The 22163-nt window shown below is 63.7% G+C and carries 21 protein-coding genes; 13 read left to right on the top strand and 8 right to left on the bottom strand.

Annotated features, from left to right (window positions below):
- The first annotated feature begins 183 nt into the window (after positions 1-183).
- On the top strand, positions 184-831 hold the full coding sequence (locus tag K9B37_RS14045; RefSeq protein WP_224313775.1) for a DUF1007 family protein: 648 nt from the start codon (positions 184-186) through the stop codon (positions 829-831).
- Positions 822-1850: a nickel/cobalt transporter gene (locus tag K9B37_RS14050; protein ID WP_224313776.1), complete on the top strand. Its 1029-nt coding sequence runs from the start codon at positions 822-824 to the stop codon at positions 1848-1850. The genes K9B37_RS14045 and K9B37_RS14050 overlap by 10 nt, the downstream gene beginning before the upstream one ends.
- On the opposite strand, the gene K9B37_RS14055 is transcribed toward K9B37_RS14050, so the two are convergent.
- Positions 1847-3445: a gamma-glutamyltransferase family protein gene (locus K9B37_RS14055; protein ID WP_224313778.1), complete on the bottom strand. Its 1599-nt coding sequence runs from the start codon at positions 3443-3445 to the stop codon at positions 1847-1849. The two genes, K9B37_RS14050 and K9B37_RS14055, sit on opposite strands and share 4 nt — an antisense overlap.
- Positions 3446-3565: 120 nt before the next feature.
- Here K9B37_RS14055 and K9B37_RS14060 point away from each other — a divergent pair, with 120 nt between their 5' ends.
- Positions 3566-3787 carry a hypothetical protein gene (locus K9B37_RS14060; RefSeq protein WP_439651733.1) on the top strand — a complete coding sequence of 74 codons (222 nt, stop codon included), beginning with the start codon at positions 3566-3568 and terminating at the stop codon, positions 3785-3787.
- Between the two features lie 19 nt (positions 3788-3806).
- On the opposite strand, the gene K9B37_RS14065 is transcribed toward K9B37_RS14060, so the two are convergent.
- The 3 genes from K9B37_RS14065 to K9B37_RS14075 form a co-directional block, all read right to left on the bottom strand.
- Positions 3807-4175: a DUF1850 domain-containing protein gene (locus tag K9B37_RS14065; protein ID WP_224313780.1), complete on the bottom strand. Its 369-nt coding sequence runs from the start codon at positions 4173-4175 to the stop codon at positions 3807-3809.
- Positions 4172-6382, bottom strand: coding sequence for a TRAP transporter permease (locus K9B37_RS14070; protein ID WP_224313782.1), 2211 nt, complete (start codon positions 6380-6382; stop codon positions 4172-4174). The genes K9B37_RS14065 and K9B37_RS14070 overlap by 4 nt, the downstream gene beginning before the upstream one ends.
- A 75-nt stretch (positions 6383-6457) precedes the next feature.
- A complete protein-coding gene (locus K9B37_RS14075) occupies positions 6458-7411 on the bottom strand; it encodes a TAXI family TRAP transporter solute-binding subunit (protein ID WP_224313784.1) in 954 nt (317 codons plus the stop codon).
- Positions 7412-7565: 154 nt separating this feature from the next.
- On the opposite strand from K9B37_RS14075, the gene K9B37_RS14080 reads away from it, so the two are divergent.
- The 8 genes from K9B37_RS14080 (at position 7566) to K9B37_RS14115 (ending at position 15042) form a co-directional block, all read left to right on the top strand.
- Positions 7566-9143: an OpgD/OpgG family glucan biosynthesis protein gene (locus K9B37_RS14080; RefSeq protein ID WP_224313786.1), complete on the top strand. Its 1578-nt coding sequence runs from the start codon at positions 7566-7568 to the stop codon at positions 9141-9143.
- A gap of 261 nt (positions 9144-9404) precedes the next feature.
- The gene (gene aztA, locus K9B37_RS14085) at positions 9405-10151 is read left to right on the top strand and encodes a zinc ABC transporter ATP-binding protein AztA (RefSeq protein ID WP_224313788.1); all 747 of its coding nucleotides are present in this window, start codon (positions 9405-9407) and stop codon (positions 10149-10151) included.
- A gap of 18 nt (positions 10152-10169) precedes the next feature.
- Positions 10170-11036 (top strand): zinc ABC transporter permease AztB, encoded by an 867-nt coding sequence (gene aztB / locus K9B37_RS14090; RefSeq protein WP_224313790.1) that lies wholly within the window; start codon positions 10170-10172, stop codon positions 11034-11036.
- 17 nt (positions 11037-11053) lie between these two features.
- Positions 11054-11977 carry a metal ABC transporter substrate-binding protein gene (locus tag K9B37_RS14095; RefSeq protein ID WP_224313791.1) on the top strand — a complete coding sequence of 308 codons (924 nt, stop codon included), beginning with the start codon at positions 11054-11056 and terminating at the stop codon, positions 11975-11977.
- Between the two features lie 62 nt (positions 11978-12039).
- Positions 12040-13002, top strand: a complete 963-nt coding sequence (locus K9B37_RS14100) for a CobW family GTP-binding protein (RefSeq protein WP_224313793.1) — start codon at positions 12040-12042, stop codon at positions 13000-13002.
- A 217-nt stretch (positions 13003-13219) separates the two neighbouring features.
- Positions 13220-14224, top strand: a complete 1005-nt coding sequence (locus K9B37_RS14105) for a WD40 repeat domain-containing protein (protein ID WP_224313795.1) — start codon at positions 13220-13222, stop codon at positions 14222-14224.
- Positions 14225-14233: 9 nt separating this feature from the next.
- Positions 14234-14512, top strand: coding sequence for a hypothetical protein (locus K9B37_RS14110; RefSeq protein ID WP_224313796.1), 279 nt, complete (start codon positions 14234-14236; stop codon positions 14510-14512).
- Between the two features lie 11 nt (positions 14513-14523).
- On the top strand, positions 14524-15042 hold the full coding sequence (locus tag K9B37_RS14115; protein WP_224313798.1) for a DUF2937 family protein: 519 nt from the start codon (positions 14524-14526) through the stop codon (positions 15040-15042).
- On the opposite strand, the gene K9B37_RS14120 is transcribed toward K9B37_RS14115, so the two are convergent.
- From K9B37_RS14120 to K9B37_RS14135, 4 genes are all read right to left on the bottom strand, one after another.
- Positions 15043-15381, bottom strand: coding sequence for a hypothetical protein (locus K9B37_RS14120; RefSeq protein WP_224313800.1), 339 nt, complete (start codon positions 15379-15381; stop codon positions 15043-15045). It abuts the gene before it with no gap.
- Between the two features lie 57 nt (positions 15382-15438).
- On the bottom strand, positions 15439-16869 hold the full coding sequence (locus tag K9B37_RS14125; protein WP_224313802.1) for a homospermidine synthase: 1431 nt from the start codon (positions 16867-16869) through the stop codon (positions 15439-15441).
- Positions 16870-16978: 109 nt separating this feature from the next.
- Positions 16979-17551 carry a GNAT family N-acetyltransferase gene (locus K9B37_RS14130; RefSeq protein WP_224313804.1) on the bottom strand — a complete coding sequence of 191 codons (573 nt, stop codon included), beginning with the start codon at positions 17549-17551 and terminating at the stop codon, positions 16979-16981.
- Between the two features lie 129 nt (positions 17552-17680).
- Positions 17681-18835 carry a type III PLP-dependent enzyme gene (locus tag K9B37_RS14135; RefSeq protein ID WP_224313806.1) on the bottom strand — a complete coding sequence of 385 codons (1155 nt, stop codon included), beginning with the start codon at positions 18833-18835 and terminating at the stop codon, positions 17681-17683.
- Positions 18836-19477: 642 nt separating this feature from the next.
- Here K9B37_RS14135 and K9B37_RS14140 point away from each other — a divergent pair.
- Together K9B37_RS14140 and K9B37_RS14145 are read left to right on the top strand one after the other, a co-directional pair.
- Positions 19478-21031 carry an OpgD/OpgG family glucan biosynthesis protein gene (locus K9B37_RS14140; protein ID WP_224313808.1) on the top strand — a complete coding sequence of 518 codons (1554 nt, stop codon included), beginning with the start codon at positions 19478-19480 and terminating at the stop codon, positions 21029-21031.
- Between the two features lie 107 nt (positions 21032-21138).
- A complete protein-coding gene (locus K9B37_RS14145) occupies positions 21139-22146 on the top strand; it encodes an ABC transporter substrate-binding protein (RefSeq protein ID WP_224313862.1) in 1008 nt (335 codons plus the stop codon).
- Positions 22147-22163 lie beyond the last annotated feature (17 nt).

A 22163-nucleotide genomic window follows, 5' to 3' on the forward strand; every position in this document is an offset into this window, starting at 1 on the left:
CTGGGCCCCATTGCCGTTCATCGGTCTTGTTCTTTACGGATTTATGTCAGCAATGCTGACATATGCATCCCTCTCCGTCAATGAAGGGCGCCTCCGTTTCGCCTCCATTAACCATCATGCCTCAGAACTTGGAATCGACCTCGACGCCTCTCCCTTCCGAGAGAATCTTCCACGGTGAGCTGCATGATTCGTCGCCTCGCTCTGACTTCGCTCGCCGCGGCTGCTCTTGCGGCCCTTGCCTTTCCCGCTCTCGCCCATCCCCATGTGTGGGTCACAGCCAAGGCTGAGCTTGTCTATGACGGCGAAGGGCGGATCACCGGTATCCGCCATGCCTGGACTTTCGACAAGGCCTATTCGGCCTTTGTCACGCAAGGACTGGACAAGAATGGCGACGGCAAGTTGACTCCTGACGAACTCCAGGATCTGGCGAAGGAGAATACCGAGGCGCTTTCCGAATTCGACTATTTCACCGTGCTGAAAGGCAATGGCAGGAAGCAGGAATTCGGCGCTCCCCGCGACTATCGCATGGAGTATGCGGACGAGGCGGTGACCATGTCCTACCTGCTGCCGCTCAGGGCCCCCGCCCCCGCGAAGACCGTTTCGTTCGAGGTCTACGATCCGACCTATTTCGTCTCCTTCAGCCTGGCCGAGGGTGACGCCGTCACGCTCGCTGGTGCCCCCCAAGGCTGTGCCACCAACATCTCCCGGCCGAAAAATACGGAGCCGCCGCCCCAGGCCCAGCCGATGTCCGAAGCCTTTTTCCAGACCCTGACGGCGGCCTCGACCTTCGGGGGACAGTTCGCCAACAAGGCGATCGTCGCATGTCCGTAACCGCCGAGCCCATCAGCCTTGCGCCGTCAGCCAGGAAAAAGCTCGGCTCGCGCCTTGCCGTAGCGGCCGCCGCGGTCGCCCTTGTCACCGTCGTGCTGACCCTCCTCCTATGGTGGCTGGCTCCGGGACCGGCAGCGCCAACCCGCAATCCCTTCGGGATAGGCCTGAGGGAGGCGGCTCCTTCGGGCGATCTCGGCGCCTATATCCTGGCCGTCCAGAGCAGCTTCTACAAAAGCCTGCAGCAGGCCGTCTCCGCCCTGAAAGACGACGGCGCGGCCTTTGCCACGCTGATCCTGATCGGCTTCGCCTATGGAGTTTTTCACGCGGCTGGTCCGGGCCACGGCAAGGGCGTGATCGCCGCCTATCTGGTCGCCGACGAGCGGGCGCTGGCGAAAGGTTTTGGCCTCAGCCTCGCCGCCGCCCTGGTGCAGGCCTGCATCGCGATCCTCATCGTCGGGATCGTCGCCCTGCTGTTCCGCGCGACCGCGGCGACCATGAAAACGATTACAACGGGCATCGAATGGATGAGCTTCGTCGTCGTGGCTCTCGTCGGAGCCCTCATCACCTGGCGCAAGGCCGGCAAGCTGTTGGGCGTCATGGCCCTGGCACGCGATCCGCTGGCCGCGCCGCAGGATGAAAGCTGCGACCATGTGCACATGCCCGAACCTGACGAGTTGCGCCGCCTGACAAGCTGGCGCGGCATGGCCGGAGTGGCATTGGCGGCCGGCATCCGCCCCTGCGCCGGTGCCCTGGTTGTCTTGGTCTTCGCGCTTTCGCAGGGATTGTTCTTAGCTGGCGTCGCAGCGACCCTCGCCATGGCCCTTGGAACGGCTCTCACGACCGGCGCCGTCGCAGCGCTTGCGGTCTTCGCCAAGGCCGCGGCTCTTCGCTTAGCAGGAGGGCGCGGCATGACGGGCGCCCTGGCCATCGCCGGCATCGAACTCCTCGCCGCAGCCTTCGTCGTGGTGCTAGGCTGCAGCCTTCTATTCGGCCTCTGGACATCGGGGTTGGCGAGCTAGAGCCCGAGAACGGCCCCTTCCGAGCGCGGGTCGAAAACGGCAGAGACCCGCCCGTCGCGCGGATGCCTGACCAGCATGCCGGCCGCGCCGAAAGCCTCGTCGACACGCCCCTCGATCTTGTCGACCCGGTGTCCGCGCCGGGACAGGTCGCGGACGAGGGACGGATCAAAGCTGGTCTCGATCTGGATGCAAGCAGGCTCCCGGTCGCTCCCTGCCGCCAGCAGCCAGCGGGGCGCGTCAACAGCCTCCGCCGGTGACATGCCTATTTCCGCGTATCTCGCGAATACCTGCGCCTGAATCTGTGGCTCGTCAGGACCACCGGCACCGAAGGCCAGGACCCGACCATCCTCGAACGCAGCGAGAGCCGGTGCCAGCGAATGGAACGGCTTTCGCCCGGGCGCGAGCGGGTTCCATCCGCGCGGATCGAGGGAGAAGCCCATGCCGCGGGCATGCCAGAGAAGCCCGGTCGCCGGGAGAACGCAGCCGGAGCCGAAATCAGGGCCGAGCGACTGGACATAGGACACGGCAAGGCCGTCCCTGTCGATGCATCCCATCCAGACGGAGGTGCCTTGAGCCGGCACGCGACTCGTAAATGCCGCCGCGCGATGCGCCTCGATGTCCGCGCTTTCGCGCTCCAGCGCCATCGGCTCCAGGAAGGCCAACGGATCTCGCAAAACTTCGCGCGGGTCCATGATGATCTGGTCGCGAACGGCATAGGCTCGCTTCACCGCCTCGATCAGGACGTGGTGATGCTCGGCGCTCTCGCCCCGTCGGACATTCACCCTGTCGACGACGCCGGCAACCATGAGCGCGGCGAGCCCTTGGCTCGGCAGGGGCGGCGCAAGAAGCGTCGCGGAGTGCAGCTTTACGGAGAGGGGCGCAAGGGCGCGGGCGCTGTAGGCTTCCAGGTCCTTCCGGATGATCGGGCTTCCGAGGCGCTCGATATCGGTGGCAATCTCCCGCCCCACATCGCCGCGATAGAAATCCACAAGCCCTGCATGGGCCAGTTGGCCGAGCATATCGGCCAGCATCGGCTGACGACGTAAGGCCCCGGGCTTCGGTGCCTTTTCGCCTTCCGCGAGAAACACCGCGGCAAAACCGGGGGCATTCCGCAAGGCCTCGTCCGCGAGGGCCTTGCGGCTCGCTTCGCGCTCGCTCAAGGGCAGTCCCTCCCGAGCCAGACGGATGGCATCGGCCAGGAGCATGTCGAGGGGAAGATTGCCGCCGAGCGTCTTGGCGAGTTCCAGAGCCAGCGCCCAGCCGGCAACGGCACCGGCCACCGTCAGGGCTGCGTCACCACCGCGGAGCGGCACCGCATCGAACCCCTTAGCTCGGTAGTGGCGCAGGGTCGCATGCGAGCCGGAGGGTCCCGAGGCATCGAGCGCGTGCACCTTGCCGCCCGGCACCCTCACGAGCCAGAAGCCATCGCCTCCCAGGCCCGAGGCATGGGGACAGGCAACGGAGCCGGCCGCCGCCATGGCAACGGTCGCCTCGACCGCATTGCCGCCGGCGGCCAGGATCGTCAGGCCGGTCTCGGCGACGGAAGAATGAGGTGCCGCGACGGCGGCAGTGGCAAAGACGGGTGTTTCGGACATGGATGCGCTGAAAAGACCGGACGATTTAAGGCGGGCGAAACTTGCACGGGAGGGGGCATTTAGGGTAGTGCCTCCCTTATCGAAACGAAGGGAGATGCGGGAGTGGCTCAGGCAAAAGGCGTGAACACGCGCAATCTCGTGACGGTCCTGAGCATCATGATCCTGGTGGGGACGGAAGTGTTCGGCGTCGCGATCGCGGGCGGCTGGGCCATTGCCGGCCTGTTCGAGCTCGGCCATATCGTCGGCTACGCGCTCATGGGCATCTTCAGCCTCTTCGCCCTTTATATCCTCACCATTCTCTGGCGGCGCTGCATGGCCGTCGAGCCGATCACGGGCGCCTGAGACGACGCCCGATCCAGGTTTAAGGCCCTGCGCAGGGCTGCATCACCACCGGATCCACATCGGGCGGCACGAGATCGCTCATGGGCTGGCACCGGCCCTCCTTGCAGATCTGCCAGTCCGCCGTAGCTCCTGAACGCCGCAGAACGACCTCCCGCAAGAGCGGAACCTTGGGGTGCCACTTCCAGACCCCATTGCTGAACTCCGCCTCCGGTGGCGGTTCCATCCCTGCCCCGGAACCACGCACCCGCGCCTCCACAAGCTCGAGGCCCGCAGGCCCCGAACGCCAGTCCTCTTCCCACAGGACCTTCTCGACGGAATGCGTCCAGGCCAGGGTGATCGCGCCGGCAAGAAGCGGCACGACCTTGGTCCCGGCGAGCAGGCAGATCATAGTCGGACCTGGATCGGAGAGCCTGCAATCCGTCGCGCGCGCGCGAAGTTCAGTCCGATGACCAGCGCCGCGACGAGCAGACCGAGGGTGTCGCTCCAGGGGAAATTGCCGATCAGAAGCCCCGCCGCGACACCGGCCAGGATCCTCTCCACTAACGGCGTGCGCGAGAAAAGGAAGCCGATGGCGGCCACCCCCGACATGCCGACGACGATCAGCGCCTTGAACAGCACCACCGCCACTTCGATCCAATAGCCGTACTGCGCAGCGATGGCGCCGCCGTCCTGAAGCATCAGGGACGGCTCGTAGACCGTCATAAACGGGATCAGAAAGCCCGCGAGCGCCACCCGGCTCGCCTGCCAGCCGATGGCGTCCGGCGAGGCCCTGGCGATCGGCGCGGCCGCAAGTGCGGCAAGAGCCACCGGCGGCGTCAGGTCGGCGATGATGCCGTAGTAGAACACGAACATATGGCTGACGATGAGCGGCACTCCGAGCTTCAGAAGAGCCGGCGCCGCCAGCGCTGCCGTGATGATGTAGGTCGGGATCGTCGGCAGGCCGGTGCCCAGGAGCAGGCTCGTGAACATCACGAGCACGAGACACAGGAAGATCGATTCCTGCCCGAAGGAGACGATGTAGTTGCCGAAGGTCGTCGCCGCGCCGGTCAGCGTCATCGTGCCGATGACGGTACCGACGATGGCGCAGGCAAGGCCGACTGCAAGCGCCTGGCGCGCACCGTCGGCAAGCGCATCCCGGCACTCGACCAGGGTCTGCCGCCAGTCGCGGCGCAGGGCTGCGACGACGACGAGCGCGGCGATCAGCGTGAACAGCCCTGCGGCGAAGAGCGCCGGAGCAAGAAGCGGGATGCTCAGCATTCTGAAGACCGTCCCGATCCAATCCGGCAGAGAGGGAAGGATTGCGGCGCCGATCACGTAAATGATGATGGCGACGAGCCCGAGCCAGAAGAAGGTCCGCAGCGGGCGGCTCGGAATGGCGGCCGCGATGGCGTTTCCGAGGATCAGGATCGCCGTCAGGGCGAGGCCCACGGAGCCCGAGAACAGGGGCGTGAATCCCGCAAAGAGCAGGATGATCAGGACGATCAGCGGCAGCGCCAGATGCCATTGCCGCTTGAGTGCCAGAAGGGGCTTCGGCAATTCGCTGCGCGCCATGCCGACGAGCCCCTCCTTGCCGGCTTCGAGATGCACCATCCAGAAGGCGGAGCCGAAATAGAGGATCGCAGGAATGATCGCGGCCTTGACGATTTCGGCATAAGGAACGCCGATATTCTCGGCCATGATGAAGGCGACGGCGCCCATGACGGGGGGCATGATCTGGCCGCCCATCGAGGCGGTAGCCTCCACCCCTCCGGCGAAAGCCGGCTTGTAGCCGAAGCGTTTCATCAGCGGAATCGTGAACTGGCCGGTCGTCACCACATTGGCCACGCCCGAGCCCGAAATCGTCCCCATGAGGGCCGAGGAGAAGACCGCTACCTTCGCCGGCCCTCCCTTGGAGCTGCCGAACAGTCCCATGGCAACGTCGTTGAAGAGCTGGATCATGCCGGCCCGCTCCAGGAAGGAGCCGAACAGGATGAACAGGAAGATATAAGTGGCTGAAACCGCCGTCGGCGTCCCGTAGATGCCTTCGGTGCCGAAAGCCATGTGCTCGACGACCTGCTCGATGGAATAGCCGCGATGGTTCAGGGGAGCCGGCAGATATTCCCCGAGCAGAGCATAGGCGAGGAAACCGAGGCAGATCAGGGGAAGCGCCGGTCCCATCATGCGCCAAGCGACGATGAAGAGGATTACGATCCCCACGATGCCGACGGTGAGATCCATCGGCAGGAGCTCTCCCGCTCGGTTCACGAGATCGTTGTAGAAGATCCAGTGGTAGAGCCCGACCAGAAAGCCGGCAATGCCCATGCCCCAGCCTAGTGCCAGACCGACCGTATTCCGTGCGCGGTGATTGGCGATGAGCGCCGCTGAGACAAGCACCAGGAAGCCCACATGTACGGTGCGCAGAACCTGGCTCGGCAGGATGGCATAGACCGCCGTGGCGATCTGGAAGGCAGAGAACGCGATGGCGATGCCGAAGAGGAGGCGGCCCTTCAGACCCCCGCCCCAACCGGTCGGCAGGCCATGCTCGATATCGATGTCCGGGACATTAGGCGTCTGGGAGGCGATCTCTTCGGTCACGGGATAGGCGGAAGCACTCATCAATCGATCTCTGGTCAAATAGAGAGCGCGCTCGGCCGGAGCGCGCTCGATCAAAGGAGCGTTGGCACGCGACGGTTATTTCGAGACGCCCTTTTCCTTGAGATAGCGCTCCGCTCCCGGGTGCATGGGGACAGGCATGCCGCTCATGGCGCTCTCGAGCTTGATGTCCTTGGCGGCGCTGTGTGCGGCAGCGAGATCGCCGAGGTTTTCGAACACGGCCTTCGTCATCTGGTAGACGAGATCGTCGGGGAGGTCCGAGCGCGTGACGAGATAGTTCACGACCGCCGCCGACTGCACCGGCACCTCCTGGCCTGTATAGGTCCCGGCCGGGATCGTAGCCTTGACGTAGGGGGCTCCGACCTTGTCCACCACGGCGGCCGGGATCTCTACGACGGTGATCGGGATCGAGGTCGCCAGATCCTTCAGGGACGAGACGCCGAGGCCCGCCGATTGAAGGGTCGCGTCGAGCTGTCGGTTCTTCATAAGTTCGACGGACTCGTTGAACGGCAGATACTCGACCTTGCCGAGATCGTTGTAGCTCAGGCCCGCCCCGTGCAGGATCGCGCGGGCGTTCAGCTCCGTGCCGGATTTCGGCGCGCCGACGGACAGACGCTTGCCCTTCAGGTCCGCCAGGGTCTTGATGCCAGAATCTTTCGACGCCACGATCTGGATGTAGTTGGGATAGATCGCGGTGATGCCGCGCAGCTTCGTCAGCTTGGTCTTGAAGCCCGCCTCCTCGTTGCCTTCCCAGGCAAAGGCCAGGCTGTCACCGAGCGTAAAGGCGATTTCGCCCCGGCCCTGCTGCAGGAGGTTGAGGTTCTCGACCGAGGCTTTCGTCGCCTGCACAGAAGGGCGAACATCGGGAATCTTGTCCGCATAGATCTTCGACAGGGCCGCCCCGAGGGGATAATAGACGCCGGATGTCCCGCCCGTCAGGATGGTCAGAAATCCCTGGGCCTGCGCCGGCAGGCCGGTCCCGGCGAACACAAGGGCGGCTGCGCCCAGAAGGCGCGCAATACGGCGATTCATGCTTCTCTCCCGATAACGGCACGGTTGAGCTCGTGCCTGTGTGTGGGCCTAGTTTGGCGGCTGACGCGGATTTCTCAAGAGGATAAGAGTGACTTAATCCTGCCACCTTGGTCGGTAGGGGTCGTTCCTCCACAGTCGAAGCACATTCGTTTCCATGTTCAATCGTCGTCAATTTCTGGAATATGCCGCCGCCACGGCCGGCCTCGCCGCAACGGGCTTCTCGGCTCCGGCCATGGCCCAGCAGGGCCTGAAGCTGGGCCAGGCTGCGCCCTTCTCCTTCGACGCCCTCAAGGCCCGAGCGAGGGACATGGCACGGCAGCCCTATACGGCGCCGCCTCAGCCTCCAGCGGATGTGCTCTACCAGATCGACTACGACGCCCACGGCAAGATCAAGTTCAAGACGGATCTCGCCCTCTGGGCCAACGGACCGAGCCAGTTCCCGGTCACCTTCTTCCATCTCGGACGCTACTTCCAGAAGCCGGTGCGCATGCATGTGGTGGAGAAGGGCCAGGCGAAAGAGATCATCTACGACGACGCCTATTTCGACATGCCGGCGGATTCCGCCGCCCATAAGCTGCCCGTCAATTCCGGCTTTGCCGGTTTCCGTTTCCAGGAATCGCGCAACGGGACGCTCGATTGGCGCAAGAACGATTGGGTGGCGTTTCTCGGAGCCTCCTACTTCCGCGCCATCGGCGAACTCTATCAGTACGGCCTCTCGGCCCGGGGCCTCGCTGTCGACGTCGCGGTCTTCGGCAAGAACGAGGAATTTCCGGATTTCACGCATGTCTATTTCGACACGCCGCAGCCGAATTCCGATACGGTCGTCGTCTATGCGCTGCTCGATGGACCCAGCGTCGCGGGCGCCTATCGCTTCTCCATGACACGCACCAAATCGGTGATCATGGATCTTGAATGCGCGGTCTTCATGCGCCAGGACGTGAGCCGCCTCGGCATCGCGCCCCTGACCTCGATGTACTGGTACTCGGAGATGGCGAAGCCGACGGCCATCGACTGGCGCCCCGAAATCCACGATTCCGACGGTCTTGCCATGTGGACCGGCTCCGGAGAGCGGATCTGGCGGCCGCTCAACAACCCGCCCCGCATCATCACCTCGGCCTTCTCGGAAGAGAACCCGAAAGGTTTCGGCCTTCTCCAGCGCGACCGGAACTTCGACCATTATCTCGACGGCGTTTATTACGACCGGCGCCCGTCCCTCTGGATCGAGCCTCTCGGGACCTGGGGCAAGGGCTCGATCCAGCTGGTCGAGATTCCGACCGACGACGAGATCCACGACAATATCGTGGTGATGTGGGTTCCCTCCGAACCGGCCAAGGCAGGCCAATCCTACGACCTGCGCTACCGCATGTACTGGACCGCGGACGAGCCCTTCCCCACACCCCTGGCGCGGGTCATGGCCACCCGCTTCGGCAATGGCGGCCAGGCGGGCACCATTCGTCCCAAGGGCGTGCGCAAATTCATGATCGAGTTCAAGGGCGAGCCCCTCGCCCGCCTGCCGAACGGCGTGATCCCGCGTCCCGTCCTCTCGGCCTCGCGCGGCGAGTTCTCGAACATTCTGACCGAGGCGGTGCCGAACGACGTGCCCGGCCATTGGCGAACTCAGTTCGACCTCACCGTCACCGGAACCGAGCCCGTGGAGATGCGCTGCTACCTGCGCCAGGGAGATGAGATCCTGAGCGAGACTTGGCTCTATCAGTACCATCCCTCATTCTAAGGTTGCGGGGCAGAAAACCCACAATCAAAAAATGCGTATAAAATACTATACGCCCTCTGGAAGGCGAGGCGTTCTCGCTATACTAGTGGCTTATGAGCCACCACGATCACACGCACGGACATCGCCACGCGCCACGCGCGGTGGCGGCTGTCCCGACGTTTTCACTCCTGCGCCTTTCCGCCTGGCAGCGGGTCGTGGGAGCAAGCGTTGTGCTCGCCGGCCTCTGGCTCTCGGTCTTCCTGGTTCTGGGGTGAGGTTGCAATGCCGGCGACATCCGTCCGTTTCGACGAGGTCACTCTGGGCTATGGCCGCCACCCGGCCGTCCATCATCTGGACGGCGAGATCGCAGCCGGCAGCCTGACCGCCGTCGTCGGTCCGAATGGGGCTGGCAAGTCGACCCTGCTCAAGGGGATCGTCGGAACCCTCGCCCCTCTGGAGGGCCGGATCAGCCTGAACGGAGCGGGTCCCGGGCCGGTCGCCTATTTGCCCCAAGCGGCGGAGATCGACCGGTCCTTTCCTCTTTCGGTCTATGATCTCGTGGCGATGGGTCTCTGGTCCCGCTCCGGTCTGTTTGGCGGCATCGGCCGCAAGGATCGGACCAGGATCGAGCATGCCCTTGCTGCTGTGGGGCTGATCGGATTCGAGCGGCGGCCGATTTCGACCCTTTCCGGAGGCCAGATGCAGCGGGCGCTGTTCGCGCGTCTCCTGCTTCAGGACGCATCCCTGATCCTGCTCGACGAGCCCTTCACGGCCATCGATGCCAAGACCACGGCGGATCTCCTCGATCTCGTGCGCCGCTGGCATGCGGAGAAACGCACCGTCGTCGCTGTCCTGCACGATCTCGACATGGTCCGCCGCGTCTTCCCTGAAACGCTCCTGATCGCCCGCGAACCGGTTGCTTGGGGCGAGACTGGGCATGTCCTGAGCCCGGAGAACCTGCTCACCGCGCGCCAGATGGTCGAGGCCTACGATCCGCACGCGGCGCCATGCCAGCGAAACGCGGCCTAAGCTCCGAAAGTCCCGTTCATGGTCGAATTCCTGATCAGCCCCTTCTCCGAGTTCGAGTTCATGCAGCGGGCCCTCGTGGGCGTGATCGCCATTGCCTTGGGCGGCGGGCCGGTCGGCGTATTCCTCATGCTTCGCCGCATGAGCCTGACCGGCGATGCCATGGCCCATGCCATCCTTCCCGGAGCCGCCGTCGGATACCTGATCGCCGGTCTGTCCCTTCCCGCCATGACGATCGGCGGATTGATCGCCGGCGTCATCGTGGCGGTGGCGGCTGGTCTGGTCTCGCGACTGACGAACCTCAAGGAGGATGCTTCGCTCGCCGCATTCTACCTGCTGTCCCTGGCGCTCGGCGTCACCATCGTGTCGCTGCGAGGCTCGAACGTCGATTTGCTGCACGTTCTCTTCGGCACGGTGCTCGCCCTGGACGACCAGACGCTGCTCCTTCTGGCGTCGATTTCGACGATCACGGTCCTGGCGCTCGCCCTGCTTTACCGACCGCTGGTCCTGGAATGCGTCGATCCCACCTTTCTGCGCTCGGTGAGCCGCTCGGGAACCCCGGTCCATCTGGTCTTTGTCGGTCTCGTCGTGCTCAACCTCGTCGGCGGCTTTCATGCGCTGGGAACGCTTCTCGCGGTCGGCATGATGATGCTTCCCGCCGCCGCCGCCCGCTTCTGGACCAACGACATCACCGTCATGATGGTCGTGTCCATCGCCGTCGGGATCGTGTCCGGAATAGGCGGCCTGCTCCTGTCGTTCCATGCCGAGCTGCCGGCGGGGCCCGCCATCATCCTGACTGCAGGCGGCCTTTACGGTTTGTCCCTCGCGCTCGGCCGCGAGGGTGGCCTGCTTTGGCTCGCTTGGCCCGGCAAACATCTCGAAGCCTGAGATAGGAAAGATACGCGATGCTGACGAAACGAGACCTTCTCGCCTCACTGCTGGGAGCCCTCGCGCTGGCTGCGACGCCATTCGCCGCTATCGCCCAAACCGCCGACAAGCTCGATGTGGTGGCGACGTTTTCCATCCTAGGCGATCTGGTGAAGCAGGTCGGCGGGGATCGCGTCTCAGTGACGACGCTGGTCGGCCCCAATGGCGACGCCCATGTCTATGCTCCAACGCCGGCGGATGGACGGCGCCTCGCCGAGGCGAAGGTCGTGTTCGCCAATGGGCTCAAATTCGAGGGCTGGATCGACCGTCTGATCCTCTCGTCCGGAACGAAGGCGCCGAGGGTGGAGGCCACGAAGGGCATCACGCCGCTCAAGGGAGAGGATGACGAACACGGCCACGGTCATGATCATGGCGGGCTCGATCCTCATGCCTGGCAGAATATTGCCAACGCCAAGATCTACGTCGCCAATATCCGCGACGGCCTGATCGCGGCGGATCCGGCCAGCAAGGACCTCTATCAGGCCAATGCCTCCGCTTACTTTGCCAAGCTCGACGCCCTCGACACTGAGGTGAAGGAGATCGTGGCCCGTATCCCCAAGGATAGGCGCCGGCTCATCACCTCCCATGATGCGTTCCGGTATTTCCAGGACGCCTACGGCATCACCTTCGTGGCGCCTCAGGGCGTCTCGACCGATGCCGAAGCCTCGGCCAAGGACGTGGCCAAGATCATCCGACAGATCAAGCGCGAGCAGATCAAAGCGGTTTTCGTGGAGAACGTCTCCGATCCGCGCCTGATGGAGCGGATTGCAAAGGAGACCGGCGCCCGGATCGGCGACCCCGTCTTCTCGGACGCGCTCTCTGCGCCCGACGGACCAGCGGGGACTTACATTGACATGATGCGACACAATATAAGGGCCTTCAGCACGGCTCTCTCAAGCTGAACGAGATTTTTCGCATTCCCGGCATGGCCGGGAGTGCTTGTGTCAAACTTCTGGAACATCCGATGACCGACAAGATTCCCGTCACCGTTCTCACAGGCTATCTCGGCGCCGGAAAGACGACGCTCCTGAACCGCATCCTCACCGAACAGCACGGCAAGAAATACGCCGTGATCGTCAACGAGTTCGGCGAGATCGGCATCGACAACGAACTCGTCGTCGGCGCCGACGAGGAAGTGTTCGAGATGAACAACGGCTGCATCTGTTGCACGGTGCGCGGCGACCTCATCCGCATCCTCGACGGGTTGATGAAGCGGAAGGGCAAGTTCGACGCCATCATCGTCGAAACCACCGGCCTTGCCGATCCCGCGCCCGTGGCGCAAACCTTCTTCATGGATCAGGACGTGTCGGACACGGCACGCCTCGATGCGGTCGTGACGGTGGCGGATGCCAAGTGGCTGTCGGACCGCCTCAAAGACGCGCCCGAGGCCAAGAACCAGATCGCCTTCGCCGATGTCATCATCCTCAACAAAACCGATCTGGTGACCCCGGAGGAGCTCGATGCGGTCGAGGCGCGCATCCGCGCCATCAACCCCTACGCGAAGCTCCACCGCACGCAGAACTGCGCCATTCCGATCGCTGAGGTGCTCGACCGAAAGGCTTTCGATCTCGACCGCATCATCGAGCTGGAGCCGGACTTCCTGGAGGAAGGCCACCACCATCACCACGACGAGGACATGCAGTCGATCTCCGTCCGGGTCGATGGCGAGGTCGATCCGGAGAAGTTCATGCCCTGGATCTCCAATCTGACCCAGGTCGAGGGCCCGAACATCCTGCGCTGCAAGGGCATCGTGGCCTTCCCGAACGAGCCGAAGCGCTTCGTCTTCCAGGGCGTCCACATGATCCTCGACGGCGATGTGCAGGGCGATTGGAAGCCGGGCGAAAAGCGCGATTCCAAGGTCGTCTTCATCGGACGCGACCTGAACGAGAAAGCGATCACGGAAGGCTTCCTGGCCTGCGCGGTATAGCGAACCCCTTGTCATTCCGGATTGCCGTCAGGCAAGTCCGGAACCCATAATCGCTTAAGATGCAGGATCAAATGCCGCGATGGCCGTGGCGATCTCTCCTGCGCCGTCATGCTTATGGGTTCCGGGTTCCGCTTTCGCGGCCCCGGAATGACGGTCGAGGACTCTTGCCTCTTCTCCGCCAATCTATGCTATCGCTCCCGCGAAAGGGATCGCCTCGATGACCGCTGGAACTGCTCCGTCTCTCACGCAGAACATCGTGCCCGTTGCGGCAGGGGCACACGTGACTGCCCTTGGATGGCTGAAAGACACGGTGGCGTTCGGCCTCGGCGATGGCGGCGTGGTCCTCGCCAGGGAGGGCGAAACCCATCGGGTCGAGGCTCATCCCGATGCGGGCGTGCTCGTGGGCCTGAGCGACGGCGAGCGCTTCCTCACGGGCGGCGATGATGGCCGCGTGGCTGTCACCGGTGCGGACGGCTCGACCAAGACCCTCGCCGAGACCAAGGGAGCCTGGATCGATTCCCTTGCCTTAAGTGGCAACGGCGCTTTCGCCTACGGCGCCGGGAAGCGGGTGGTTGCCCGGGACGACCGGGGCCGGGAAAAGATCCTGGACGTCCTGACCACGGCGCGGGGCCTTGCCTTTGCTCCCAAGGGCTACCGCCTGGCCATCGCCCATTACAACGGCGTCACCCTCTGGTTCCCGAACGTCGAGGCGAAGCCCGAAGGCCTGAAATGGAAGGGTTCGCATCTCGACGTGACCTGGTCGCCTGATGCCCGTTTCGTCGTGACCTCCATGCAGGAGAACGCCCTGCACGGCTGGCGCCTCGTCCCCGACAAGGGCCATATGCGCATGTCCGGGTACCCGTCGAAGACGCGTTCCCTGTCCTGGTCCCATGACGGCAAATGGCTGGCCACCTCCGGTGCGGAAGCGGCCATCGTGTGGCCTTTCGAGTCCAAGGAAGGGCCGATGGGCAAGGCCCCCCGGGAGTGCGGGGTACGCCCGGCAAAGGTCAGCCGCGTCGCCTTCCATCCCAACGCCTATGTGCTGGCGGTCGGCTACGAGGATGGCTGCATTCTGCTGATCCGCTTGGCCGACGCCTCCGAACTGCTGGTGCGACCGGCCACCAAGGAGAGCGGCATCACCGCGATGGCCTGGGACAAGGCCGGCCGGCACCTCGCCTTCGGATGCGAGGATGGGCGGGCCGGCATCCTGGCTCTGCCCTAGGAACCCCGTGTGGCCCGGCTCGGCGCGTTTCTCAAAGGAGCTCTCGGCCTCTCAAGACCGGATCGGGAGAGCATCGAGCGCGTCAAGGCCCTGGCACGCGCAGCACGGCCCTTTCCGCCTGAGACGGCCTTTGCGGTCAACGAGATCGCCTGCACGGATCCCGCCTGCCCCGGGATCGAGACCGTGATCCTGATCATGGAGCCCGGCGCGAAGACCCGTGCCTATAAGATCTCCAAGCCCATGGACCAGATGACGGAACAAGATATCAATGACGCCTTTGGATCGTGAGGAGGTGTCGCTTGCCTAGGATCGCCCGAATCGTCGCCTTTGGATGCGGCCTCGCCGGTGGGGTCCTCGCGTCCCAGCTACCTGAATTCTCGCAACAATATCGGCAGCGCCTCGGCGGCTCCATCGACGAGCTGACTCGCGTGCTCCAGCACTTCGACGCGGATGCGCAAAGCAGTGGCGAAACCCGGGACAGCGCCATTCTCCGCCTGCGCGGAAACGCGGACACTCTGGTTAGCCGTCAGGGCGTCGCGATGCAGGGGAATGCGGAGCGGTTGACGCGCCTGGAAAACCATCGGCGGACCATGATCGAGGCCGGCCCGTTCATGCGCGTCGCCCTGATGATGCGTGATGGCGATACGGATGTGATGGAAGCGGCTTATCAGGATTTCGAGCCTGCGGTCCCGGTGACGGAGGAAGGCATCCTCGCAGCCGCCATCGGCTTCATCGGAGCGTGGGGAGCCCTGCTTCTCTTGACCGGTTTCGTGCGCAGCCTTCTCCGGCGTCCGCGTCCCCGCGTGGCGCGCGTCTGATCAGGGACGGCTCTCCGGCTTTCCTGACAGCATGATGTAAAAACCGAGGCCGTCCTGCGCAGGGAGCGTCTGAAGACGATCGATCCACCCGCGTTTCTTGGCTTCCAGAAGAGCTTTTCCGATGGGCTGGAAGAGCGTCTCGCCTCCTCCCTCCGGTGGCGGCGACAGACGGATCGCCACGGACTTACCCTGCGCGAAGCGACTGCGCTCCAGCATGTCCTGGATTGATGCGACGGCCTGCTCCCGAGAAGCCTCCCTCAAGTCGAGCACCGCTTCCGCATCCACCACTCCGAGAGAGCCACGGAGCTTGTCGGCGTAAAAGGGCTCGAAATGGGGCATCACGAATCTCCGTTGCCGTCCCCGACCGAAACGAGCCGGGGACGGCACTCTATCGCCTTATCGTACCAGGATGTTCCGGAACTGCCACGGATCCGAGGTGTCGATATCCTCAGGGAAGAAGCCGGGGCGGTCTGCGAGAGGCGTCCAGTCCGTGTAGACGCCCTCGACCGGGCCAAGATATGGCAATTGCACTTCGAGGCAGCGACGGAAATCGAGCTCGTCCGCCTCGACGATGCCAGCATTCGGATTCTCCATCGCCCAGACCATGCCCGCGAGCACGGCAGAGGTCACTTGGAGACCGGTTGCATTCTGGTATGGGGCGAGCTTGCGCGTCTCTTCGATGGAGAGCCGCGAGCCGTACCAATAGGCATTCTTGCCGTGGCCGTAGAGAAGCACACCGAGCTCGTCGATACCGTCGACGATCTCTTTCTCGGTCAGAATATGGAACTCGTCCTGAACGCGAGCCGCCTGCCCGAACATCTCGTGTAGCGAAAGCACGGCCTCGTTGCACGGATGATAGGCGTAGTGACAGGTCGGTCGATAGACGACCTTGCCGTCCTCACGCACGGTAAAGAAGTCGGCAATCGAGATCGACTCGTTGTGCGTCACCAGGAAGCCGTATTGCGGCCCAGGAGTCGGGCACCACGTGCGGACACGCGTATTGGCGCCCGGCTGGAGCAGGTAGATCGCAGCCTGTGAGCCCTTTTCATGGGTGCGGGCATTCTCCGGCATCCATTTCTCGTGGGTTCCCCAGCCGAGCTCCGCCGGCTGTACGCCTTCCGACACGAACCCCTCGACGGACCAGGTGTTCACGAAGACGCCCATGGGCTTTTCGGACGTCGCGCGCTGCGTATCGCGCTCGGCGATGTGGATGCCTTTCACGCCGACCTGCTGCATCAGACGCGCCCATTCCTCGCGGGACTTCGGCGCCTCGACCTGCATGCCGAGATCCTTCGCGACATTCAGGAGCGCCTGCTTCACGAGCCAGGACACCATGCCGGGATTGGCGCCGCAGCAGGAAACCGCCGTCGTGCCGCCGGGCTTCTGGCGCCGGGCATCGAGGATATCCTCGCGCAGGGCATAGTTGGTGCGCGCCTCCGGGCCGGCGCTCTTGTCGAAATAAAAGCCGGCCCACGGCTCCGCGACCGTATCGACATAGAGCACGCCGAGCTCACGGCTGAGCTCCATGATGGCCCGCGACGAAATATCGACCGAGACGTTGACGCAGAAGCCCTGGCCGCCGCCGGCGGTCAAAAGGGGCGTAAGAAGCTCGCGATAGTTCTCGCGCGTGACCGCCGCATGGACGAACTTGATGCCCCTTTCGTCGAGCAGATGGCGATCTGCATCGTTCGGATCGATAACCACAAGGCGACTCTTGTCGAACTCGAAATGGCGCTCGATCAGAGGCAGCATGCCTTTGCCGATTGATCCGAAGCCGATCATCACGATCGGGCCGGTAATACGGCCATAGACGGGCCAGTTGGTCATCGATGTTACTCCTTCGTCAGACAGGCGACGGGTTGGGGGTTGATCGGTGGCAAACGAAAGCGCGCCGCACCATTCCTCCCGGTGCGGCGCGCGTCAACTGTCGAGAATATCAGGCGGCCCGGTTGAATCCCGGAATGGCGCCCTGGGCCGCCGCAGCGACGAGCGCTGCGAGATCCGGCTTTTCCTCAAGATGGCCGGTGGCGGATACGAGTCCGCGCGCGCTATCAAGCGCACCCGCCTCGAGTTCCAAGGCTAGGAAACGATCGCGCGCGTAAGGCCCCGGTAACCAGAGGGAGCTGGTCTTCTCTGCCGAGAAGCCGAAGCGCTCATAATAAGGCGCGTCACCGACCAGTAGCACAGCCCGATGGTTATGATCCTGCGCCCGCGCAAGCGCGTCGCGCATGAGCTTGCCGCCGAGACCGAGACCTTGAAGCGCAGGATCGATGGCGATCGGTCCGAGCATCAACGCAGGACGGTGCGGACCAGCGGAAACGTGCCACAGGCGGACCGTGCCGACGATGCGCTCGTCCTGCTCTATGACGAGCGCGAGGCCCTCCGCCGGCTGGCGGCCCTCGCGCAGGCGCTCGCAGGTCTTCTGGAATCGGGCGGGACCGAAGCAGGCATCGAGCAGCGCTTCGCGCGCGTCGATATCGCGGTGGATTTCCTCGCGGATTGTGATCATGGCCGTAGCCTCCCAGACGTTGGGGTGAGCGACAGCCCTCGCAACCTGCTGGCAAACCCAGCAGGCCGTCCGGGACAACTCTTTCAGGGGTTGATGCCTGCCTCGGGGGCGAGGCAGGCGGGACGTGAGTTAGATCACGTAGGACTTCAGGGGCGGGAAGCCGTTGAACGCGACCGCCGAGTAGGTGGTCGTGTAGGCCCCCGTGCCCTCGATCAGCACCTTGTCGCCGATCTCCAGCGAGATGGGGAGCGGATAGGGCTCCTTCTCGTAGAGAACGTCCGCCGAGTCGCAGGTCGGTCCGGCGAGCACGCATGGGACCTTGCGGTCGTGATCGCGCTCGCTGCGGATCGGGTAGCGGATCGACTCGTCCATCGTCTCGGCGAGGCCGCCGAACTTGCCGATGTCGAGATAGACCCAGCGCACCTCGTCCTCATCCTGGCTCTTCTTCGAGATGAGAACGACCTCGGCCTCGATGATGCCCGCATTGCCGACCATGCCGCGACCCGGCTCGATGATCGTCTCTGGCAGACGGTTGCCGAAGTGCTTCGAGAGCGCCCGGAAGATCGACTCGCCGTAGGCTTCCACCTGCGGGATCGTCTTCAGGTACTTCGTCGGGAAACCGCCGCCGAGGTTGACCATCGACAGATGGATGCCGCGGCTGGCGCATTCGCGAAAGATCGCGGATGCGGAGGCAAGCGCCTGATCCCAGGCTTCCGTGTTGCGCTGCTGCGAGCCCACATGGAACGAGACGCCGTAAGCCTCGAGGCCATGACGATAGGCATGCTCCAGCACGTCCACGGCCATCTCCGGCACGCAACCGAACTTGCGCGACAGGGGCCATTCGGCACCGGCGCCGTCGCAGAGGATCCGGCAGAACACCTTCACCTCGGAGGACGGAATGCCGACCTGAGCCACCGCGCGGACGATCTTCTCCACCTCGACCTCGCAGTCGACGGCGAAGAGGCGCACACCGAGCTCAAGGGCCCGCGCGATATCGCGCTCCTTCTTGATCGTGTTGCCGAAAGAAATCCGCTCGGGCGTCGCGCCGGCGTCGAGAGCAAGCTGGATCTCGACGACAGAAGCCGTGTCGAAGCACGAGCCGAGATCGGCGAGAGCCTTCAGCACCTCCGGCGCAGGATTTGCCTTCACGGCGTAGAACACGCGCGTGTCGGGAAGTGCCCGGGCGAACTTGGAATAGTTGTCGCGCACCACATCGAGATCGACGACCACGCAGGGGCCGTCCTCACTTCGGTTACGCAGAAATTCGCGGATGCGCTGAGTCATGGCGCTCTCCCCACCAAAGGTTCAATGGAGGTCTTCAAGCCTCCGGATTGAAGTTCAGACGTCGTGGAATTCCTTCAAGGAAACCGCGCGCCCGGCGTCAGCGAGGGAAGATGACATCCCGCGTCGTGCGATGGAGACACGATGAGCGGCGATGGGCTCTTCACCCGACGATGCTGCCTTGGATTGGATGGGGAATTCCCGTCCGCACGCCTGGCAATGATAAACAAGCCTCTTCGGTGTCGACCTTTGGAGGGCCGACGAGACCAAAAAAGCCCGTTCGTCGTTGCTTTAAGTCGCGTCCCCCGTTGAGAACGAGGTGCGCCGGTTTTCGCCTCCGGCTGCCGGTTAGGGGTATCGAGAGCTAGATCGCTCTCGGGCGGCTGTCCGGCCTCTTGTCCGGATGCCCACCAACCGGCACGCGACCACAGGCACGTGCGAAATTGGGCAAGCAGTGAGATAGGCCCAATGGCCTCGGATCACAAGACCTTTTTAGCCCTTTCGAGGGATTTTTTCGCGTCTTTCCACTGAGCCGTCGATCAACGGCCATTGTTCAGCTTTTGTTAAGTGGAGCGAGTGGACGGAGAAGGCCTCGATCCCCATTTTTCCTTTCCTCCCCTGGCCTTTAGAAGAATCGTTCCGCTCATGCAGAAGCTCACGCGCCGAATCATCCTCCAGAGTCTTCTCGCCAGCGTGGCCGTGCCGGCGCTGGCGCAGCAACCCGGGGTTCCGGCGCCCAATCCATTCCGCTTCGAGGACGTGGTTCGCCGCGCGCGGGAACTCGCAGCCAAGCCGTACGAGGCCATGACGGCGCAGCTGCCGGAGCCCTTGAACCGGCTGAGCTTCGACGATTACCGCGATATCCGCTTCCGGCCCGACAAGGCTCTGTTGGCCTCCAGCGGCAGCCCCTTCCGCATGCAGCTCTTCCACCTCGGCTTCCTGTACCAGCGCCCGGTAACGGTGAACGTCCTGCGCGATGGGGTTCCAACGCCTGTTCCTTATCAAAAGGAACTGTTCGACTACGGGCACAACAAGATCGACAAGCCGCTGCCGGTCAATCTCGGCTTTGCCGGCTTTCGGCTCCATTATCCGCTCAACAGCCCCAAGGTCTTCGATGAGGTAATCGCTTTTCTCGGAGCGAGCTATTTCCGCTTCTTGGGCGCGGATCAGAAATACGGCGCTTCCGCCCGCGGCCTGGCCATCAACGTGGAAGGCGGCGATGCGGAGGAATTCCCGCATTTCCGCGAGTTCTGGATCGAGATGCCGAAGCCCGACAGCGACCAGGCGACGATCTATGCCCTGCTCGACAGCCCGTCCGTGGCCGGCGCCTACCGGTTCGTGCTCTACCCGTCGAAAGAGACTGCCCTCGATGTGACCGCGACCCTGTTCCCGCGCCAGAGCATTCCGAATGTGGGTCTTGCTCCCCTCACCTCGATGTTCTTCGAGGGCGAGAACGAGCGCCGGCGCACGGACGATTTCCGCCCCGAACTCCACGATTCGGACGGCCTCCTCATGCAGTCGGGCGCCGGCGAATGGATCTGGCGGCCGCTTCGCAACCCGACCCGGAAGGCCATCTCATCGTTCAGCGACAAGAACCCGCGCGGCTTCGGTCTGATGCAGCGCGACCGGGTGTTCGAGAACTATCAGGATCTGGAAACCTCCTACCACAAGCGACCGAGCTACTGGGTCGAACCTGTTGGCGAATGGGGCGAAGGCCGGGTGGAGCTGGTGGAGATCCCCACACCGGACGAAACGCACGACAATATCGTGGCCTATTGGCAGCCGGGCCGCCCCCTCGAGGCTGGTCAGGAGGTCACGCTCACCTATCGGCTGCGGGCGCTGACATCATCCAACGCCATGCATCCCGGCGGCAAAGTCATCAACACGTTCCAGTCACCCGCCCGCAACAGCGGCTCGAACAGCCCCAGCGATCCGACCCATCGACGTTTCATCATCGATTTCGCCGGCGGCGACCTGGCCTATTATCTGGCTGACCCCGGGCAGGTGCAGCTCATCCCCACCACCTCCACCGGAACGATCACCCACACCTTCGTCGTGCCGAACGAGCACACGAAAGGCTTCCGCGTTGCCATCGACGTCAAGCTGGAACCGGGGCAGTCCACGGATCTGCGCGCCTTCCTGAAGGCCGGCAACAAGACCCTGACCGAGACCTGGACTTATCCCTGGGCGGTGGAATGATGACCGCCCGTGGCGCTCCCGCTCTTGCCAAGCTTGCATGAGGCTTGCACAGAGAGCGCCGAGCGCAATCACGGGCGCGACCATTGGGCGGGTGGCCTGGAATGACGATGAAAGTGTGGATCGCCTCGCTTCTGGGAGCCGGTCTCGGCTTGGGCCTCGCCTCTGCAGCGGCCGAGCAGTCCTTAAGAGAAGTGACCTTCGGGACGAACTGGCTCGCCCAGGCCGAGCACGGTGGCTATTATCAGGCCGTGGCGGATGGGACTTACGAGAAGTACGGCCTCAAGGTCACCATCGTCCCGGGGGGGCCGCGCGCCAACAACCGGATGCTGATGACAGTCGGCAAGCTCGACTTCTACATGGGCGGCAGTCTGATCCAGGCCTTTTCGGCGGTCGAGAAGAACATCCCTACGGTGGTGGTGGCCGCCCATTTCCAGAAGGAGCCGCAGGTGCTCCTGAGCCATCCCGGCCAGGGGCTCGATACCTTCGAGGCGCTCAAGACCTCAAACGACATCCTGCTCTCGAAGGACGGCTTCGCCACCTTCTATCAATGGATGAAGGCGGAATACGGATTTCGCGACGAACAGGTGAAGCCCTACGGCTTTACCCCTGCCCCTTTTATCGCCAATCTCCGCGCGGTGCAGCAGGGCTATGCTACGGCGGAGCCGCTCATTATCGAGAAAGCGGCAGGCTTCAGGCCCAACGTCTTCCTGCTCGCCGATCACGGCTTCAGCACGTATTCGACGACGGTGGAAACTCGTCGCGAGGTGATCGAGAGCGATCCGGGCCTCGTGCAACGGTTCGTCGATGCCTCGACCATCGGCTGGTACAATTATCTCTACGGCGACAACACGAAGGCCAACGCGCTCATCAAGCGCGACAATCCCGAAATGACGGACGAGCTGCTCTCCTATTCGCTCGCCAAGATGAAGGAATACGGCATCGTCGATTCAGGTGATGCGACAATCCTCGGGATCGGCGCCATGACCGACGCGCGCATGAAGGACTTCTTCGACAAGATGGTGAAGGCCGGTCTCTTCAAGGCCGATCTCGACTACCGTCGAGCCTATACGCTCCAGTTCGTCGACAAGGGTGTCGGCCTGAACCTCAGGAAATAGGAGGCAGCGCCTTCTGG

This window comes from Microvirga puerhi, assembly GCF_020089865.1.
Taxonomy (GTDB): domain Bacteria; phylum Pseudomonadota; class Alphaproteobacteria; order Rhizobiales; family Beijerinckiaceae; genus Microvirga; species Microvirga puerhi.

Coding starts and splice junctions, on each gene's coding strand:
- K9B37_RS14045 (WP_224313775.1), top strand. CDS start 184: ATGATTCGTCGCCTCGCTCTGACTTCGCTCGCCGCGGCTGCTCTTGCG.
- K9B37_RS14050 (WP_224313776.1), top strand. CDS start 822: ATGTCCGTAACCGCCGAGCCCATCAGCCTTGCGCCGTCAGCCAGGAAA.
- K9B37_RS14055 (WP_224313778.1), bottom strand. CDS start 3,445: ATGTCCGAAACACCCGTCTTTGCCACTGCCGCCGTCGCGGCACCTCAT.
- K9B37_RS14065 (WP_224313780.1), bottom strand. CDS start 4,175: ATGATCTGCCTGCTCGCCGGGACCAAGGTCGTGCCGCTTCTTGCCGGC.
- K9B37_RS14070 (WP_224313782.1), bottom strand. CDS start 6,382: ATGAGTGCTTCCGCCTATCCCGTGACCGAAGAGATCGCCTCCCAGACG.
- K9B37_RS14075 (WP_224313784.1), bottom strand. CDS start 7,411: ATGAATCGCCGTATTGCGCGCCTTCTGGGCGCAGCCGCCCTTGTGTTC.
- K9B37_RS14080 (WP_224313786.1), top strand. CDS start 7,566: ATGTTCAATCGTCGTCAATTTCTGGAATATGCCGCCGCCACGGCCGGC.
- aztA (WP_224313788.1), top strand. CDS start 9,405: ATGCCGGCGACATCCGTCCGTTTCGACGAGGTCACTCTGGGCTATGGC.
- aztB (WP_224313790.1), top strand. CDS start 10,170: ATGGTCGAATTCCTGATCAGCCCCTTCTCCGAGTTCGAGTTCATGCAG.
- K9B37_RS14095 (WP_224313791.1), top strand. CDS start 11,054: ATGCTGACGAAACGAGACCTTCTCGCCTCACTGCTGGGAGCCCTCGCG.
- K9B37_RS14100 (WP_224313793.1), top strand. CDS start 12,040: ATGACCGACAAGATTCCCGTCACCGTTCTCACAGGCTATCTCGGCGCC.
- K9B37_RS14105 (WP_224313795.1), top strand. CDS start 13,220: ATGACCGCTGGAACTGCTCCGTCTCTCACGCAGAACATCGTGCCCGTT.
- K9B37_RS14120 (WP_224313800.1), bottom strand. CDS start 15,381: ATGCCCCATTTCGAGCCCTTTTACGCCGACAAGCTCCGTGGCTCTCTC.
- K9B37_RS14125 (WP_224313802.1), bottom strand. CDS start 16,869: ATGACCAACTGGCCCGTCTATGGCCGTATTACCGGCCCGATCGTGATG.
- K9B37_RS14130 (WP_224313804.1), bottom strand. CDS start 17,551: ATGATCACAATCCGCGAGGAAATCCACCGCGATATCGACGCGCGCGAA.
- K9B37_RS14135 (WP_224313806.1), bottom strand. CDS start 18,835: ATGACTCAGCGCATCCGCGAATTTCTGCGTAACCGAAGTGAGGACGGC.
- K9B37_RS14140 (WP_224313808.1), top strand. CDS start 19,478: ATGCAGAAGCTCACGCGCCGAATCATCCTCCAGAGTCTTCTCGCCAGC.
- K9B37_RS14145 (WP_224313862.1), top strand. CDS start 21,139: ATGAAAGTGTGGATCGCCTCGCTTCTGGGAGCCGGTCTCGGCTTGGGC.